The sequence below is a fragment of the Haloarcula argentinensis DSM 12282 genome (assembly GCA_000336895.1).
GTDB lineage: Archaea > Halobacteriota > Halobacteria > Halobacteriales > Haloarculaceae > Haloarcula > Haloarcula argentinensis.
On record AOLX01000006.1, the window covers coordinates 12,316 to 26,777 of the forward strand.

Genomic DNA, 14,462 nt, shown 5'->3' on the forward strand with positions numbered 1-14,462 from the left:
TTTTGAATCCGTCTCTATTGTTGAAGAAGGCCGTCAAAACCATCCGAAGCAGGATTATTGCTGATTAAGGAGCAGAGACTCCAAACTCATCATAGAGTCGGTCTAGTGTCTGTTGGTCTTTCAGTCGTGTGACTGTATTTTGGTTTGCATACATCCCTTTCTCCCAGATAGCATCATTCATATCAACAGTCTCAATCCAATCAACGCCAATCAGATACTCTCGAAGATCAGGATCATCTTTATTCTGACTGAGGTCTCCCTCAAGCTGGGCTTCGGTGATCGGTCTGTTTCCATCTTCAATCATGAACTTATGAGCTGGCGTCTTTTCTTGCGTTACTGTCCCGACTCCAATGTATCCGTCCCCAGGGTGGTAAACGAATATTCTAGAGCCTTCTGTCGCTTTACCCATCGTCCGGTGATACCACTCTCCTCCGCCCCCTGTGATGAATCCATATTCCCGGGCGTCACTCCATTTTCGATAAGAATTCGCCCCAAAGTTGCCATAGAAATCTTGGCCGTTCCAAGATTCTTGCTCCTGCTCCTCTTCCTCATCCTCGATCTCATATGGGTCATTGAGCCAAGACCTGGCGATATACTCCCGACCATCCTCTCTGTAGTAGTTGAAGCGAACTGCGTTAATCGGCACCTCAAATTCTTCAGAAAGATACCCAATGATTCGTTGGGTGGATCCGTCGAGTTCCGAGGCTACAATTGTTAAGTAATGTTGATTATTAACTTCGCCAGGACCTATTGGGGTGTCATCATTACTTGGACGGAACTTAGTATCAAATCCGGCTTCAAACGAGTCATTGTTTTCCGCAGAGTCCTCATAAAGCTGTTTCACATCTTCGTATTCAAGATTGCTAGCCCAAGATGCATAGTCCATTGTCTGAGCCGTGACTTCTCGCGGGGTTTGATCGCGTTTTAATTCAATCACATGAAGGTCCCCACTGATATCTAAAGCAAGTAAATCGAGTCGCTTCCCATCTGGAGTGGTTATTTGCCGGTCAATTACCAGCAGCGGTTGACCGAGAACATTCGGATCCTGCAGAAGGAACTGTTCCAAACGGTCTTCTCTATCAAGACGATTTGAGGAAATTCGTTCAAATTCATCATCGTCTCGAATCCGCCACAATCCCAAATCGACTGGCATAATCAATGTCGATGTAAACGCAATATATATTTCCTTCGCAGCAACGAGTGAATTTTGATAACTAGGCTATCACACTATGGCTCTTTAGACAAGTCGAAGTTGACCAAGGCGACTGTCGAAGTTCATCAAGAACTACGACACGGTACCCGCGATATCGGCCTATAGCCAACCAATCCAGGCCAAACTGTGGCTTATGATGTCGGACTTTTCATTGACAACCGTATACGGCCTTCGTGAGAGGCATACTGTTTAATCTGACCGATTTGTTTGGCCTTTCCTGCCGACCGCCATGGCCGGTGGTAAGTAGCGGTCATGACCCTCTCAATAGTCGGTTTTCTTATTCAGCTTTCACTGATAGACTTGGCTCTTATCCACGGGCTCACAGATATTCGCAGCATCACCGTCCAGATACTAATATGTTGCTTGATAAAGGTCAGAATTTGAGTGATAATCATATAGCGCCATGTGATTTATCTACCCCGCTAAATCAGATAATTCCGACAAAGATGGCCCAAGACGCCGGTTTTTCGTTTCGTAGATAGGTTTGTATTAATCAGATAAGCACCACCAGTTTTACCCGCACCCCCGCTGTACGGGAAGCATGAATCGTCTTCCGCCTGAGTACGACGCTACTCCCGGGGATGACGCCCTCGAAGCAGCCATCGACAAGCGACTCGTCGATATCGACTCCGGACGCTATCGAACCAACGTCGCGAGCGTCCTCCGGAAATTCGCAGCATGGAGTCGCGACCAGCACGGAATCAGCAGCTCTGAGGAGATTGACGACGACGTCTGTCGACAGTACGCTCGTGATCTTGCCCGGGCCGAGGACCAGGACGATATCTCCCCAGAGACAGCACGACGGTACTTCGCCTATCTGCGCTCGTTCCTCACTTGGGCTGTCTACGAGGGTCTGATCCAGACAAACCCGGCCAAGACCAACCACGCCGAAGACCCGCTTCCGACCGACGAGACAGAGAGTGACCAGCAGTACTGGACCACACGCGACCGAGAAGCCATCTGTGCGACTGCCACTGCTCGCGTCGATGAAGCCGGCGAGAGCGAGGATATCGACCGCACGGCAGCCTACCGCGATCAAGCACTTGTCTTCCTCCTCGCCTATTCTGGGGCTCGCAGCGCAGAACTCGTCGCCGTCTCCGACGATGAAGACCGCAACGGCCTTCGGTGGCGGCACGTCGATCTCGACGCCGGTACGATGCAGGTGTTCGGGAAGAATCGCACTCGTGAATCTGCGCCGATCCTCGACGACGGTCTCGATCCACTCCGACGCTGGAAGCAACTTCGAGAGCCCGATGGCGACGAGGCTGTGTTCCCTAGACTAGACAACGCGGCAAAAGCGCTTGACCCGACGCCGTCGATCACAACTCAGTCGGCCCGGGATATCCTCGCTGACCTCTGTGAGTGGTCAGAGTACGATTTCGATGAGCCGCTGAAACCTCACGGCGCTCGCCGTGGCCTCGGACGAGAAATCTATCGCGAAAATCCACAGCTGGCACAAGATGTGCTACGTCACAAGTCAATCGAGACCACACACGAGGGCTACGCCCAAGAAGCAGCGAAACGCACCCGAGACCAAGCGAACGATATCATCACCGGCGAATGACGGAAGGTCACAGGGGGGGACCCCCCTGTCCGCATAATATCGGACCAATGAGAGAGGGCGGTTCAAATTCAGAAGGGGGAAGAATACATGACAATAAATATGATTACAGCAATTAGAGGGATTTATCGACGTGTGAGGAGGGTTTGTAGATTTCTGAGAGATGGGATGATTTGGGTGATAGCGGTATATGTAGCTGGTTGCAAAAAATATAAATATAAATTTGTATACTCATCTAAATTCTATCATGAGAAGTGCTAGCAGAGGTGTATCCATTTCTCTTGCTATTCTACACTCCATACTACCTGTAGTTGAGGGTTCATTCTCAATGGGTCGGCTTGTTCCTCTAATTATGCGGACACCCCTCCCCCCGCCCCATATATAAAGATCAGACTATGCGGACGCTCCAGACACAGGGGTTTTATAATTCCTCATGTCTTGTTAGTTCCCATGTCGAAGTCGTTCACTGACCAATCCTCTATTTTCGTTGATGAGACAGTGTTATACGACACTTGGACTCCCGAGAAACTCCCTGAACGCGAAAAAGAACTTGATTCCCTTCACGATGCCCTTGCTCCTGTCGCACGAGGTGCAGCCCCTCATAACACGTTCGTCTACGGGAAAACCGGACAAGGAAAGACTGTTGGGGTTAATTTCAAACTTAAAGGCTTGGCTGGGTTCGCTGATGAGAATGATATAGATCTCTCTGTGATCCGGTATTCGTGTGCGAAAGATAATTCGTCGTATCAGGTTGCCTCCAACCTCGTTGACCAACTCAGTGGATCGAAACCACGAGGATATGATCTGAAAACCGTGTTCGACCTTCTTTATGACGAACTTCAGGATATCGGTGGCACGGTCATCATCGTACTAGATGAAATCGACTCTATTGGAACTAATGACGAAATTCTCTATGAACTCCCACGAGCACGGGCCAACGGCCTTCTTGAAGATATGTGGGTCAGTGTCATCGGGATTAGCAACGACTTCGAGTTTCGAGACAATCTCTCGCCAAAGGTGAAAGACACTCTGTGCGACGAGGAAATTCACTTCTCTCCCTACGATGCCAATGAACTCCGCTCAATACTAAGCCGGCGGGCTGACAAAGCATTCCACGACGGAGTTCTCACCGATGATGTGATTCCGCTGTGTGGTGCTCTAGCTGCACAAGACAAGGGCTCAGCTCGGCAGGCTATTCGGTATCTGTACAAGGCTGGTGAACTGGTCGCTAATTCTGGTGACGACAAAGTAACTGCTAATCACGTCCGAGAAGCCGAAGAAGCCATCGAGCGCAAGAGTATCGAGAAAGGAATCCGTGACCTAACCACGCAAGACCACCTCGCTCTAATGGCCATCGTCGCCTTAGAGACCGAAGGAGAAGCCCCAGCTCGAACCCGAGAGGTTTATTCTCGGTACAAAAACATCGCTAACAAAATCGATGCGGACACCATTGCCATGCGGCGAGTTCGTGACCATCTCCAAGACCTAGACCTGGCAGGGGTTGTCAATGCGATAGAACAGAACAAGGGTATCCAGGGTGGCCACCACTATGTGTTCGAAGTATCAGCAGACCTTGGGATGACTATCGATGTACTTCAGGAAAACGACCGCTTAGGAAATGCGATGGACTTCCTCAGCTAATTATGCGGACAGGGGGGTCCCCGGGGGATATCGGTCAAGTCACGAAAAACTCTGGCAGACGGCCGATAACACCTCTTCTGCAAAGTGCTACATAACAAAATCACTGTTTGACGACTTGTTCGACGTTGTAGATTGCGGCAGCGAGGGGGCTCTCTCAAAATTGACGTACCTTGCTCGAGCTCGAACTGCAGAGCCGTCCAAGCGTTTGATCACCAAGTTGGCGGTTTCAGAGATTGACCTGCGGTGGTGAGTGAGATGACCTACTCTTCTTCTTCGTCTCGCTCAGGCTGGATATCTCGAAGCCGATCACTGATCTCCTGCTCGTACTCTTCCAAGAGTTCGTAGAACTCCACAATCGTCTCCTCAGCAGTCTCACCCTTCGACTTGATCGTCATACTGTCTTCGTCTCGCGTCCCGGTTCCTCGTTTCATCCGGGCCTCCATACTGCACCCAAAGTCCGTTCGTTCGACCTTTTCAACCGAATCTGGAGCCGCGTCTGGCTCTGAGTCTTGTTCTTCTGACATGGGTCTTCTCGGGACGCTCTCACTGGAACGCCCCGCACCCGACTGGGGCGCACAAAACAGCCGTCAATCGCTGCTCTCGAATGCGCCCAAACTGGCCTGTTCACTCGGGACAGACGTCATGACCGGCGGCGTCCGGTCACCAGAATCCGTCTCTGTCTGTTGTTCTGAGCCGGATTGGCTCCCTCCTTCGACCGTGTTCTCGAAGGCGTCGGTCATCCACCCGTGAAGATCCTCGACCGCCTCGTCGTCTAGCTCGCGAACGCTCCCACCCATCGGAGAGTACGACGTTTCCCACGCCCGCTGGAACTCGACAGTCAGCGAGTCACCTTGCACGATGTAGGCATCCAGATTCAGGAAACAGCAGTTCAGCGCGGTCATGCGAGCACACAGTGGGTCCTTGTCTTGCCCGACAAACAGCGCGTCTGGCTGTTTCCGACCGGCAGTCAAGAGCATCCGACCGCTCCCACAGGCCGGGTCACAAACCGTCTGTCGGTCCTCGGTATCGTTCTCGTCGACGACACCAGCAATCTCGACCATCGTCTCACAAACAGAGTGAGGCGTGAAGTGTTGGCCGAACGCTTTCGAGAAGAGGTCGACCGAGCGCTGCCCGTCGGGGTAGTCCATGTCGCCGCGCTCTCGATAGTCGTCGACGATCTCCAGGTACGGTTCGTCCCGCCGTTGGAGTGCATAGAACATGAGGTTGACCCAGTCCACGAAGACCGTGTGGGCACTATGCCCACGCTGGCGAATCTGTGCAAGCGTTTCAATGATTTCGTCAACGTCGATCTGTGGCGAAGCCATACTCTCTCAGCCCACAGAGAGTCACAAAATCCGGCCACCCCACAGTCAGGAGTCTGGTCAGGCGTTGTACTGGCGTTCCCAGTCGAGTCGGGCTTGAAGCTCTCGACGCCCACGATTGGTGATTAGGTAAGAATTCGTCCGTCCGTCTTTCTTCCCTTTCTCGAGGAGACCTTTGTCGATGAGCGTATCTAGATTCGGATACAGTCGGCCGTAGTGGATCTCCTTCCGGTAATACTCTTCAATTTCGTCTTTGATCGCAACACCGGCCGGTTCGGATTGCCCAGCGACCACGAACAATAAGTCTCGTTGAAACCCTGTCAGATCGTCCATATTGGCTGGTTGAATACGAAGAACAAGTGTATTGCCATGACCTCGCCACCGTCACTCCAAATCGTACAGGTCCCTGACCGAGCGGCAATAGTGGTCCTGACTGGGGTCTGGTACAGGGTCAGCCTCGTCCGGGTGCTTCGCGATAATGCTGGTGAACTGCTTGGGTGGCTTCCAACTATCATCAACTTCGCGGGCCTCCAACTCTTTCAGGACTGCGTGCTCACCGTCAGCAGTGACGTACAGCACGCGGATTCCCGGCTTCTCGCTCAACGGACCCCGGAGCAACTTCCCAGTCCGTGTATTGACCAACCACTCGAGTAAGAGTCCAGCCCGGCACTGGATTGCATACAGTTGCACCTCATCACCTTCGGGAGGTTCTGTGCGACCGTTGTCGGCCCACGACTGGGGCAGCGACCGATTGTCAGTTTCGTCTTTCCAGCGCCACTTCAACTTTTTCGGACCAGTATCACCATGTCGGTATTTACTGCTCATGATTTGATTCTCTCAGCCATCGGAGAAGCACAAAATCTACCGCTGATTACCTCTGAGCCAATTTTTTTGCTGTTTGAGTGTGTATATGTTAGTACGAGGACTCATCATGAAAACAGCCGAGTCCCCAACCACGACCAGCGAATGTTCGCTCACAGATCAGCGGGTTTCCCGCCAGCCCAGCGGCACCCGCGAGCTTGACTTCCAGCAGATCCGAGACAACCGGTCAGCAACGTGGAACGCTGCCCTCGATGCCACTGTCGAGGTCACGAAGGGCGGCCGTCCAGACCTGTTCCTCGTCTCCGTCGACGACAACTGGCCTGCAAACTGCTCGCTTGCCAAGCACCCTAACAGCACCCACGCCGGCTGGTGCAGCTGCGACGTCTTCCAGGCGACGACCGTCTGCCCGCATCTCTGTGTTCTTCGCCAGCACGCTGCTCTCAACGAGCTTAACCTGCCAAGAAAAGAGTAGCAGTTGAACGGGATCAGCCGCTCTCAAACTCGACACCAGCCAGCGGTCGCACGTCGACGCGCCCGATCCGGTCATGATCGAGACACTGGCACAGACGTTCTCGAACTGTCGCCTGCGAACACGGTTCGATACCAACGCTCAGTCGTGGATCGTCTCGGATCTGGACATACGCAGCGTCGACGTCCAGCGCCGTGTGCTCGACCCGACACCAGATTGTCTTCACTCCAGTTTGGTATAGATCAGTCACGTACCGAGCAGCCACGGCCTCGTGGCGAAGTTCGACGAGGACCTGTTCAACGAACGACGCGACCTTAGCTTGCGACCGGAGCGCTGGCGGTGAGTCAAAAACGGTCCCAGAGTCGTGCTGTGCTACTGTCTTAGGAGTACTGGCAACTGACATGGATCTTCTCAGGACGCGCTTGCTGGCCCGTCCTGCACCCGACTGGGGCACACAAAACAGTCGGTCAAGGCCGCTCACTCAACAATGGTCTCCGCAATCTGTTGGTACCACCGTCGGGTCGTCGTGATATCGAGGTTCGCCGTCTCGCTGATGGTCGCCTGTGTCAATCGTATATCTGACTCCTGACCAGCGAGGTAAAGCGCACCCGCGAACTTGAGTGCCTGTGTCTCGATCACGACCGGGTCGGGAACCACGGTTGATATCCAAGGGAGCGACGTGAGATCACCGCAGATCGGGGTCGAGTTTTCTTCTGTAACTTTTTGCCTTCTTGTGGAAGATTATGGAGAGTAGGGCAGTTATTCCACCGGTGATGGCAGCGTTCCAGTGCTGGGAATGTGCAAGATAGTAGGTCATGATTGCGAGGCCGATTAGCGAACTGGCTATCGTGAGGAACGAGTGGAAACTTGCTTCCTGGCGTATGCTGAGTTCCGTCATTTATATTATTCAGTTTGGTGATAAGTATCCTCTTCCGAGTTGATAAATGGTTCTTTTTTTTGCTAGGTCAAGTTCGTTGAGGGCAAGCGGTTGTCGCCTAGAAGACTTCGTAGCTGCACCAGCTGGCGTGGGTCCCATTGGGATGCTCGGCCAGCGAGCAGTTCCAGAGTCGTGCTGTGCTACTGTTTCGGAAGTACTGGTAACTGACATGGATCTTCTCAGGACGCGCTTTCTGGCCCGTCCTGCACCCGACTGGGACACACAAAACAGTCGGTCAAGGCCGCTCACTCAACAATGGTCTCCGCAATCTGTTGGTACCACCGTCGGGTCGTCGTGATGTCGAGGTCTGCCGTCTCGCTGATGGTCGCCTGCGTCAATCGTATATCTGACTCCTGGCCGGCGAGGTAAAGCGCACCCGCGGCGACACCGTCCGGTCGCCCGTTGATGTCCGTCGATCTGGTCGCCTCCTCAGCCAGTGCCAGCGCCCGCTGGCGAATCCTTGGACTGACATCCAGTGGAAGGTCCGAACAGATCCTCGCCACCCAGTCCACCGGCAGCGAAACCGGGATTGGCAGTTCAAGCTCGGTCAAGAACGTCCGGTAGCAGGTCCAGATGTGCGACGTGGAACACCGGGAAACGTCGGCTACCGTCTCCATCCTGACGAGGCCGTTGCATCGGCAGGCAGCGTACACGGCGGCCGCGGCACCGCCCTCAATCGACCGCCCGATAAGGAGGTCTGCCTTCTGTGCTTCCCGGAAGAACGTCGATGCCTGCTCTTTGACCGCTTTGCTCTCAGACAGCGCACTCCCAATCCGTCGGATTTCGCCAAGCCCGTGTGCGAGGTTCCGGTCGCGCTTGCTATCGAACTTTGACCGGCCGTGGAGTTGTCGCTGGCGAGCAAGCCGTCGACGTCGTCTCGACGAGATATCTGAACTCTCAGCCGACCCGATATCTGTCGACAGCCCCCGATCGTGGCGGGTCACCGTTCGGGGAGCCCCTGTCCGCTTCTGTTCCTCCCGATTGTACGCCCGCCACTCGGGACCTCGGTCAACCTGTTCGGCCTCGACCACCAAGCCGCAGTCAGTGCAATGCGTTTCCCGCCCACTGCTGTCGAGTGTTCCGCCACACTCGGGACAGGGCTGTTGCGATGCAACCAGTTCGGTCTGGACAGTTCGTGAAGCCATCGAGAATACGCCTCTCACTCACCAGAGGGGCAGAAAACACGCTACTGGGCCGTTACGCGTCTGGCAACTTTCCATCCGGCCGGGGGACTCGCTCTGCCGTGATCTCGATCTCGACCCGGCGAAGATGCTTGCACCGCTCAGCGACATCGGGACAACTGCACGTCTCCTCAAGCACATCTACCTCGTAGCGACTGTCCGATGCTGAGTGAACCTCGTAGCGGCCCGGCTTTGCCAGAAACGAGACGTCGATGTCTTCTTGTTTCGCTCGCTTCGTTCGTGGCTCGTCGTCGGAGTGGACAGCGAAGGGGTCTGCTGCCGGGTCTGTGACGCCGCCGTTGTCGAACTGAACCTGCATGACTCCGCCGTCGGGGACTGCTTGCCGGGGTTCGCCGTCGACGTGCAACCCGAACTGGCCGTCCAGAGCATCGTTGTCCATCCACTGTGGGATGGGTCGCTCGCCGGTCGCGAAGGCGACTCGCTTCTGGTGTTTGCATTCTTCCGTGGGATTGTACTGCTTCCACTTGCACTCGCAACTGCCTGTTCTGGTGTCGACAAGGTACTCTGAGCCGGACCCGGAGTTGACCAGGAAGAGGTCGTCGGCGTTTCGTGCCAGCCCAATCGAATCCATCACAGTCATCACTTCGGTCAGCGCCCGAACGGTACGGCTGTTCGGCGCTGCGTCCTCGATATCGCTGGCGTCGATGCTCCCGGCGTCGCTACTGGATTCTGAGGTAGCCATGAGTAACAGGCGGAACGCCCCTCTGTGGGACGCCCCTCACCCCGATGGGGCGCAGAAAATCCGGGGACTAGAGTTCATGAAAGCGAAACTCTAGTTCAGACAAGAGTGCTCAGTACAGCGGATAGTGATTACAGTAGCCGGTACACGGTGACACCTGCAACAACAGAAACAACAAGTACAGTTAGGAACGCTAAGGGTGTGCTCCAGAGGGGTTCAACAAGTACATTTAAACCAACAGCAGTCATCCCAAACACCGCCAAAGCAAGCCGAAACTTCATATAATCCACAGCGAGGCTTTCAAACTGTTCTTCAAACAGTCTGCTCATGATCTGAATGTCAGCACAAAAGGGGATAGTCGTTTGGGCGTTCTGTACGCACGCTCACTGACTGAGCAGGCGTTGCAGCCAGCACCACGGCTAAAGAAACTTCCTTCTCGCCGCTCGGTCAGAGTTCCGTTGCCTGCATCTGCTCGTGGGCGTCGGGATTGACCGCTGGGATGACGCCCTCAATCTCTTCCTTGCCGTACTCCTCACGAATCAGATCGTGGATATCGTTTGCGAGAGTAACGGCCTCGTCTTGCTTGTTGGAACTCGCCTCGTTCTCAGGAAAGTCTGCTGGCCCGACACCCTCGACCACGATGAACAGCTGGTCGTCACTCATTTTCGACCGCCTCGACGAGTAGTGTCGTTTCAGGTAGGTCGTCGCGAGAGGTCGACAGAACCTCCGATGTCTCCAGCGTTTCCTCGACCAACTCGACCAGTTCCTCCGAAACATCGCCAAAGTGAATGATGGCGTCGGGATCGGGGTAGTTGTCGTACTGCTGTGCAGTTGTCTCGACTGTCTTGTTCTCACACATAATCGGTAGCAGAGCGCCCGCTGTCGGACGCCCCTCACCCGACTGGGGCACAGAAAACACACGGCGGCTCGCCCCCGACACTCGATTCATCGCGATGAGTCCTCCTGCCTCCAGAAGCGGGACCGCCGGACCGGCCTGCCGGTCCAAGGTGGAGCGTGTCCCCCGAGCGCTTGCGCTCGGGAACCGTGAGTGTGAGATAAAGCCAGAGAAGGGCTGGTACGGCTCCTCAACTATTGTGCGATCACGTTCCCGTTCTCGTCGATGGTATACCTGAGTGGGTACACGTTTCCGTCGATATGCGTGGCCTTCTTCGGCAGCGTCTCGTTCAGCCACTCTTCGCGGTCGGCGTCGGTCTGAATGTCCTCGTTTGGAGAGTGGACGCTGAACAGGTCCATGCTGACCCAGCGATTGATTCGGAGTTCGGCGGACGAAGAGTACACCTTCACGCGCTCGTTTTCGGCGTCGACGCCACCGACGACAACTTCGGGCGCGTCTTCGGCTGTTTTCAGTCCGTCACCGATATCTACGACGTCGGGGTCGATATCGAGGTCGTCGCACTGCTGTGCGGCCGTTTCGTCTGTCTTGCTCTTAGTCATGATCGGTAGCAGAGCGCCCGCTGTCGGACGCCCCTCACCCCGTTGGGGCTCAGAAATTACGTGGCGGCTTGCTCCTCAGCATCCGATTTGTCGCGACGAATCTCGCGTGCCCGCTCTCGAAGGCGAGACTGGACTGGCGTCCGGTTTTCGTGCTGGTTCTCGTGGGCGAGATACTGCTGGACCGTCTCGATTGAGTGCATACAGTTGATGCCAGCCACGATTGGTTGGAGATTATCGGCGTCCAACAGCCGCTCTGGTGGGAGTTTGTCGAGAACCGGGTCGGCGTCGCTCATGCATCTCCCTCCCGGAAGTCATCGAGTGTTGTCTTGCGCTTGTACCGACAGTGCGGATAATCAGCCAGCAGCGTCTCGTCGACGGCTTCCCAGAACCCGACCTTGTGTGGCGCAACCGACTGCCAGAACCGGGCCCGTGCCAGCGCGGCCGGAACCCGATTGCGTTCCTCACGATGCCAGCTGTCGCGTTCGATCATCGCCATGTCGATGCTCCCTCCGGTCGATCCGCCATGTAGGAGTGGGCAAGTTCCAGCCCCTCATCGAGCGAATCTCGCGTCCCGACCAGCTTGGTTGCGCGTTCGAGCTTCCAGCCATTGTCGCCGCCTTTGAGCAGGATTGTCGCTCCGGTGTCGGGAATGTGCCAGCCGATTGTGTCGTTTCCGACGGCGAGAAATTCCCACTCGCCGGCGACGGCCTCCTGTGCCGCGGCCTCCGTGTCGATCAGGGCATCCGACCGGCGACCACCAGCGCCGAAATCGCCCAACGTCGCCGTACAAGCTGGCGTCATGCAGTGACCTCCTGGCGGTTCCAGCCAGCCAGTTCGCCGTCGATAGCGCTGATGATAGTCGCGACTCGTTCCTCTAGAGTGTCGGCTTGTTCGCCGTCGACGTCCAGCAGTGAGCGAAGTTCGAGTACGTCCGGCAGGGCAAGGCTGTCCGAGCGGCGGGCCACAGCACGAAGGACCGCAGCCTCAATGTCAGTGCTGTCAGACCGTGCTCGAACAGTCGTGGCAATGGACTCGACGAACTGCGGAACGGTTGACCGAGACAGGCCTTCTGGGCCACGACAAGACATATTTCGGGACATCCTCTCACCCGCCAGAGGAACACAAAATTAGGGGTAAGACGGTCGTGTATTCGGTTTATTTACCTACTTAGGTGCCCGAAATGCCCGCTCAGTCTGTCTGCTTATTGATTGTCGGAAGTCCTACCAGTCATAGTTTCTGACCCGACTCCGGTCAGTACAGCCATGGCGAAGAGCAATATAACCGCCCCTTCAACTGTCGGGATACCCTTGCTGTCATTGGATTGAACAGAGCGGAATATAGTCTTCCGCAGATCTATATAAAAACGTGAATCCGCTATCTAATTAGGGTAGCTGGAGAGGGCGCTACTGAGTCACTCCTTCAAGTGGTCCGGAATCATCGCTTCACCGGCAACAGGCAACGCCTTCCCATTCAACTCTTCACGCTTCAGTCGCTCCTCGTGGTGAATCGCTAAGGAGACATAGATCAATGTAGCACGGCTCAGCTTCAACATCTCTAACGCAGCATCCTGCAACTCGTTCTTCCCAACTTCATCATACAGCGAATCCTCGATTACTCTCTTATTAGGCGGCGAAGATACGATATCGTCGTGGAAAACTTTCATATAGTCGTGCTCTGCCATTCTCCTAAGACTTCGAAGTTCGTGAGCAACAGTGACCACAGAATCCCCATCCCGTTCACTGATGCTGTGATGGAAATCCTTCTTAACCCAAAACAAGGCGTTCAACGGCCAGTTATCCGAATCCTGGAACGGCTCTGCCAAGCCCTGCTTGTAGTCCCCGCCCTGGAACCAAACCTGATTGAAATTCGGATTCTTCTGGCCGACCTCGAAATAGTGGTTGATGATCTCAGCGACTTTATCGAAGATAGAGTACGAAAGACGCAGTGCCGTCTTCACCTGCTCTGTCCGATACCCGTACACAGCATAATCCAGAGTATCCGGCAGCTTCACACCTCTATCGGAGAAGTGGCCGCCATCATCCTCGCTCTCCACGGCTTCAAAGTACAGATACCGAGCTGAGGCGAACTCCTGCTTCACCTGATTGTAGATCCCAGGATACGGGAAGTCATCATCATCAGGAACCAGCATATTCGGCAAATGGAAGTAGTCGTGGGCAACGGAAGAATGCTTAGAAATATCGTTCAACGGATTCAGGTACAAACCGTTCTCCAGCACCCACTGATGATACTCCGAATTCCGGTCTGACTCTCCTAAATCGTATTCGTCGTTGTTCTCAACTGCCAACCTGTCATCGGAAAACCGCTCCACCTTCTGCTTGAGGAACCGGAAATTTTGCTCAGCGCGCGAATACAAATCCTCAGAGTTCTCTAACGCCTTTTCCAAGTCACTGTACGCCGAATACATAAACATTGGATTGTGGCCTTCAGTGAACAGCAGTGACCCGTACTCCATCTTGCACTGCCCCCGATTCCCCAACGCTATTGCATGCTCTGGATTCATCTGCAACGCATTATTGTACCATCTCAAGGCCTCGACGACACGGCCAAGACGAGACAGCAAATTAGCGAAATCGGTGTACGTCTTCACCATCCTCTCTACAGGCAGATCATCCAAGTAGTCCGAAGCAACAGCTGCCCGCAGATACGCCATCGATTTCACTAAATCATCGGAGTCGAAGAACGTGTACTCCGTCTCCGAATCCGGGTCAAAGGCCTCTCTTGTAGAATATGCGCTTGCCAACTGGTAGTACCGCTGCGCTCGGTGAAAGTTTGAAAGATCCTCTACCGACAGCTCTTCGTTCAACTCTATCGCCCTCTCTAATCCATCGATCCGAGCCAAGTCCTCAGAATAATTGATGAGCGCCCCTGTCAACTGGAGATGCATCGACGGATCCAACTCACTCCACTCATCTCTCTCTGCCTCTACAAGCAGTTGTAACCGCTGTTCAAGATTCTCATTCGGCTTCTCGGCTATCGGCTTAGAAAGATCCTCTAAACAGATGTCCTCCTCGTCAGTCATACTGAAGGATTCGCAGCCAATTGTAATCAAACGTCGCACACACCCTTCGCAAAGTAGAGATGATTGACCTACTTACTTCATTATAACACTCGACAAGACAATACGGTTGTATTCAAAGCGA

Annotated in this window: 22 protein-coding genes; 3 read left to right on the top strand and 19 right to left on the bottom strand. The window is 54.4% G+C overall.

Annotated features, from left to right (window positions below):
- Nucleotides 1-64: 64 nt before the first annotated feature.
- A complete protein-coding gene (locus tag C443_RS02505) occupies nucleotides 65-1,153 on the bottom strand; it encodes a hypothetical protein (RefSeq protein WP_005533509.1) in 1,089 nt (362 codons plus the stop codon).
- Between the two features lie 601 nt (nucleotides 1,154-1,754).
- Here C443_RS02505 and C443_RS02510 point away from each other — a divergent pair.
- Nucleotides 1,755-2,777 (top strand): tyrosine-type recombinase/integrase, encoded by a 1,023-nt coding sequence (locus C443_RS02510; RefSeq protein WP_005533511.1) that lies wholly within the window; start codon nucleotides 1,755-1,757, stop codon nucleotides 2,775-2,777.
- A gap of 447 nt (nucleotides 2,778-3,224) precedes the next feature.
- Nucleotides 3,225-4,415 carry a Cdc6/Cdc18 family protein gene (locus C443_RS02515; RefSeq protein ID WP_005533514.1) on the top strand — a complete coding sequence of 397 codons (1,191 nt, stop codon included), beginning with the start codon at nucleotides 3,225-3,227 and terminating at the stop codon, nucleotides 4,413-4,415.
- A gap of 260 nt (nucleotides 4,416-4,675) precedes the next feature.
- On the opposite strand, the gene C443_RS02520 is transcribed toward C443_RS02515, so the two are convergent.
- The 4 genes from C443_RS02520 to C443_RS02535 all read right to left on the bottom strand — a co-directional run bounded on the left by C443_RS02520 (nucleotide 4,676) and on the right by C443_RS02535 (nucleotide 6,562).
- Entirely contained in the window at nucleotides 4,676-4,939 is a 264-nt protein-coding gene (locus C443_RS02520; RefSeq protein ID WP_005533515.1) for a DUF7389 domain-containing protein, read from the bottom strand.
- Nucleotides 4,940-5,002: 63 nt separating this feature from the next.
- Entirely contained in the window at nucleotides 5,003-5,740 is a 738-nt protein-coding gene (locus tag C443_RS02525) for an N-6 DNA methylase (protein WP_005533517.1), read from the bottom strand.
- Nucleotides 5,741-5,797: 57 nt separating this feature from the next.
- Nucleotides 5,798-6,070, bottom strand: a complete 273-nt coding sequence (locus tag C443_RS02530; RefSeq protein WP_005533519.1) for a helix-turn-helix transcriptional regulator — start codon at nucleotides 6,068-6,070, stop codon at nucleotides 5,798-5,800.
- 51 nt (nucleotides 6,071-6,121) lie between these two features.
- Nucleotides 6,122-6,562 carry a hypothetical protein gene (locus C443_RS02535; RefSeq protein ID WP_005533521.1) on the bottom strand — a complete coding sequence of 147 codons (441 nt, stop codon included), beginning with the start codon at nucleotides 6,560-6,562 and terminating at the stop codon, nucleotides 6,122-6,124.
- Between the two features lie 106 nt (nucleotides 6,563-6,668).
- Here C443_RS02535 and C443_RS02540 point away from each other — a divergent pair, with 106 nt between their 5' ends.
- Nucleotides 6,669-7,031: a hypothetical protein gene (locus tag C443_RS02540; protein WP_005533523.1), complete on the top strand. Its 363-nt coding sequence runs from the start codon at nucleotides 6,669-6,671 to the stop codon at nucleotides 7,029-7,031.
- A gap of 13 nt (nucleotides 7,032-7,044) precedes the next feature.
- On the opposite strand, the gene C443_RS02545 is transcribed toward C443_RS02540, so the two are convergent.
- The 14 genes from C443_RS02545 to C443_RS02610 form a co-directional block, all read right to left on the bottom strand.
- The gene (locus tag C443_RS02545; protein WP_049943852.1) at nucleotides 7,045-7,431 is read right to left on the bottom strand and encodes a hypothetical protein; all 387 of its coding nucleotides are present in this window, start codon (nucleotides 7,429-7,431) and stop codon (nucleotides 7,045-7,047) included.
- Nucleotides 7,432-7,505: 74 nt separating this feature from the next.
- A complete protein-coding gene (locus tag C443_RS02550) occupies nucleotides 7,506-7,685 on the bottom strand; it encodes a hypothetical protein (protein ID WP_005533525.1) in 180 nt (59 codons plus the stop codon).
- A 28-nt stretch (nucleotides 7,686-7,713) separates the two neighbouring features.
- Nucleotides 7,714-7,926: a hypothetical protein gene (locus C443_RS02555; protein ID WP_005533526.1), complete on the bottom strand. Its 213-nt coding sequence runs from the start codon at nucleotides 7,924-7,926 to the stop codon at nucleotides 7,714-7,716.
- A gap of 284 nt (nucleotides 7,927-8,210) precedes the next feature.
- A complete protein-coding gene (locus tag C443_RS02560; protein WP_049943853.1) occupies nucleotides 8,211-9,110 on the bottom strand; it encodes a transcription initiation factor IIB in 900 nt (299 codons plus the stop codon).
- Nucleotides 9,111-9,162: 52 nt separating this feature from the next.
- Nucleotides 9,163-9,849: a hypothetical protein gene (locus C443_RS02565; protein ID WP_005533530.1), complete on the bottom strand. Its 687-nt coding sequence runs from the start codon at nucleotides 9,847-9,849 to the stop codon at nucleotides 9,163-9,165.
- 128 nt (nucleotides 9,850-9,977) lie between these two features.
- On the bottom strand, nucleotides 9,978-10,175 hold the full coding sequence (locus tag C443_RS02570; RefSeq protein WP_005533532.1) for a hypothetical protein: 198 nt from the start codon (nucleotides 10,173-10,175) through the stop codon (nucleotides 9,978-9,980).
- A gap of 118 nt (nucleotides 10,176-10,293) precedes the next feature.
- Nucleotides 10,294-10,509 (bottom strand): hypothetical protein, encoded by a 216-nt coding sequence (locus tag C443_RS02575; RefSeq protein ID WP_005533533.1) that lies wholly within the window; start codon nucleotides 10,507-10,509, stop codon nucleotides 10,294-10,296.
- The gene (locus C443_RS02580; protein ID WP_005533535.1) at nucleotides 10,502-10,705 is read right to left on the bottom strand and encodes a hypothetical protein; all 204 of its coding nucleotides are present in this window, start codon (nucleotides 10,703-10,705) and stop codon (nucleotides 10,502-10,504) included. The genes C443_RS02575 and C443_RS02580 overlap by 8 nt, the downstream gene beginning before the upstream one ends.
- Nucleotides 10,706-10,935: 230 nt before the next feature.
- Nucleotides 10,936-11,301, bottom strand: a complete 366-nt coding sequence (locus C443_RS02585) for a hypothetical protein (protein WP_005533537.1) — start codon at nucleotides 11,299-11,301, stop codon at nucleotides 10,936-10,938.
- Nucleotides 11,302-11,357: 56 nt separating this feature from the next.
- Nucleotides 11,358-11,594, bottom strand: a complete 237-nt coding sequence (locus C443_RS02590; RefSeq protein WP_005533539.1) for a hypothetical protein — start codon at nucleotides 11,592-11,594, stop codon at nucleotides 11,358-11,360.
- Nucleotides 11,591-11,797 carry a hypothetical protein gene (locus tag C443_RS02595; RefSeq protein ID WP_005533541.1) on the bottom strand — a complete coding sequence of 69 codons (207 nt, stop codon included), beginning with the start codon at nucleotides 11,795-11,797 and terminating at the stop codon, nucleotides 11,591-11,593. Before C443_RS02595 ends, C443_RS02590 begins: the two co-directional genes overlap by 4 nt.
- Nucleotides 11,788-12,102, bottom strand: a complete 315-nt coding sequence (locus tag C443_RS02600; protein ID WP_005533543.1) for a hypothetical protein — start codon at nucleotides 12,100-12,102, stop codon at nucleotides 11,788-11,790. The genes C443_RS02595 and C443_RS02600 overlap by 10 nt, the downstream gene beginning before the upstream one ends.
- Nucleotides 12,099-12,389 carry a hypothetical protein gene (locus C443_RS02605; RefSeq protein WP_005533545.1) on the bottom strand — a complete coding sequence of 97 codons (291 nt, stop codon included), beginning with the start codon at nucleotides 12,387-12,389 and terminating at the stop codon, nucleotides 12,099-12,101. The genes C443_RS02600 and C443_RS02605 overlap by 4 nt, the downstream gene beginning before the upstream one ends.
- Before the next feature lie 323 nt (nucleotides 12,390-12,712).
- Entirely contained in the window at nucleotides 12,713-14,341 is a 1,629-nt protein-coding gene (locus tag C443_RS02610; protein ID WP_005533546.1) for an LA2681 family HEPN domain-containing protein, read from the bottom strand.
- Between the last annotated feature and the right edge of the window lie 121 nt (nucleotides 14,342-14,462).

Excerpts from the sequence above, each read along its gene's own strand:
- C443_RS02575 (WP_005533533.1), bottom strand. The coding sequence starts at position 10,509 with ATGAGTGACGACCAGCTGTTCATCGTGGTCGAGGGTGTCGGGCCAGCA.
- C443_RS02520 (WP_005533515.1), bottom strand. The coding sequence starts at position 4,939 with ATGTCAGAAGAACAAGACTCAGAGCCAGACGCGGCTCCAGATTCGGTT.
- C443_RS02540 (WP_005533523.1), top strand. The coding sequence starts at position 6,669 with ATGAAAACAGCCGAGTCCCCAACCACGACCAGCGAATGTTCGCTCACA.
- C443_RS02605 (WP_005533545.1), bottom strand. The coding sequence starts at position 12,389 with ATGTCTTGTCGTGGCCCAGAAGGCCTGTCTCGGTCAACCGTTCCGCAG.
- C443_RS02600 (WP_005533543.1), bottom strand. The coding sequence starts at position 12,102 with ATGACGCCAGCTTGTACGGCGACGTTGGGCGATTTCGGCGCTGGTGGT.
- C443_RS02530 (WP_005533519.1), bottom strand. The coding sequence starts at position 6,070 with ATGGACGATCTGACAGGGTTTCAACGAGACTTATTGTTCGTGGTCGCT.
- C443_RS02565 (WP_005533530.1), bottom strand. The coding sequence starts at position 9,849 with ATGGCTACCTCAGAATCCAGTAGCGACGCCGGGAGCATCGACGCCAGC.
- C443_RS02590 (WP_005533539.1), bottom strand. The coding sequence starts at position 11,594 with ATGAGCGACGCCGACCCGGTTCTCGACAAACTCCCACCAGAGCGGCTG.
- C443_RS02595 (WP_005533541.1), bottom strand. The coding sequence starts at position 11,797 with ATGGCGATGATCGAACGCGACAGCTGGCATCGTGAGGAACGCAATCGG.
- C443_RS02505 (WP_005533509.1), bottom strand. The coding sequence starts at position 1,153 with ATGCCAGTCGATTTGGGATTGTGGCGGATTCGAGACGATGATGAATTT.
- C443_RS02580 (WP_005533535.1), bottom strand. The coding sequence starts at position 10,705 with ATGTGTGAGAACAAGACAGTCGAGACAACTGCACAGCAGTACGACAAC.
- C443_RS02535 (WP_005533521.1), bottom strand. The coding sequence starts at position 6,562 with ATGAGCAGTAAATACCGACATGGTGATACTGGTCCGAAAAAGTTGAAG.
- C443_RS02555 (WP_005533526.1), bottom strand. The coding sequence starts at position 7,926 with ATGACGGAACTCAGCATACGCCAGGAAGCAAGTTTCCACTCGTTCCTC.
- C443_RS02610 (WP_005533546.1), bottom strand. The coding sequence starts at position 14,341 with ATGACTGACGAGGAGGACATCTGTTTAGAGGATCTTTCTAAGCCGATA.
- C443_RS02510 (WP_005533511.1), top strand. The coding sequence starts at position 1,755 with ATGAATCGTCTTCCGCCTGAGTACGACGCTACTCCCGGGGATGACGCC.
- C443_RS02570 (WP_005533532.1), bottom strand. The coding sequence starts at position 10,175 with ATGAGCAGACTGTTTGAAGAACAGTTTGAAAGCCTCGCTGTGGATTAT.
- C443_RS02560 (WP_049943853.1), bottom strand. The coding sequence starts at position 9,110 with ATGGCTTCACGAACTGTCCAGACCGAACTGGTTGCATCGCAACAGCCC.
- C443_RS02585 (WP_005533537.1), bottom strand. The coding sequence starts at position 11,301 with ATGACTAAGAGCAAGACAGACGAAACGGCCGCACAGCAGTGCGACGAC.
- C443_RS02525 (WP_005533517.1), bottom strand. The coding sequence starts at position 5,740 with ATGGCTTCGCCACAGATCGACGTTGACGAAATCATTGAAACGCTTGCA.
- C443_RS02545 (WP_049943852.1), bottom strand. The coding sequence starts at position 7,431 with ATGTCAGTTGCCAGTACTCCTAAGACAGTAGCACAGCACGACTCTGGG.
- C443_RS02515 (WP_005533514.1), top strand. The coding sequence starts at position 3,225 with ATGTCGAAGTCGTTCACTGACCAATCCTCTATTTTCGTTGATGAGACA.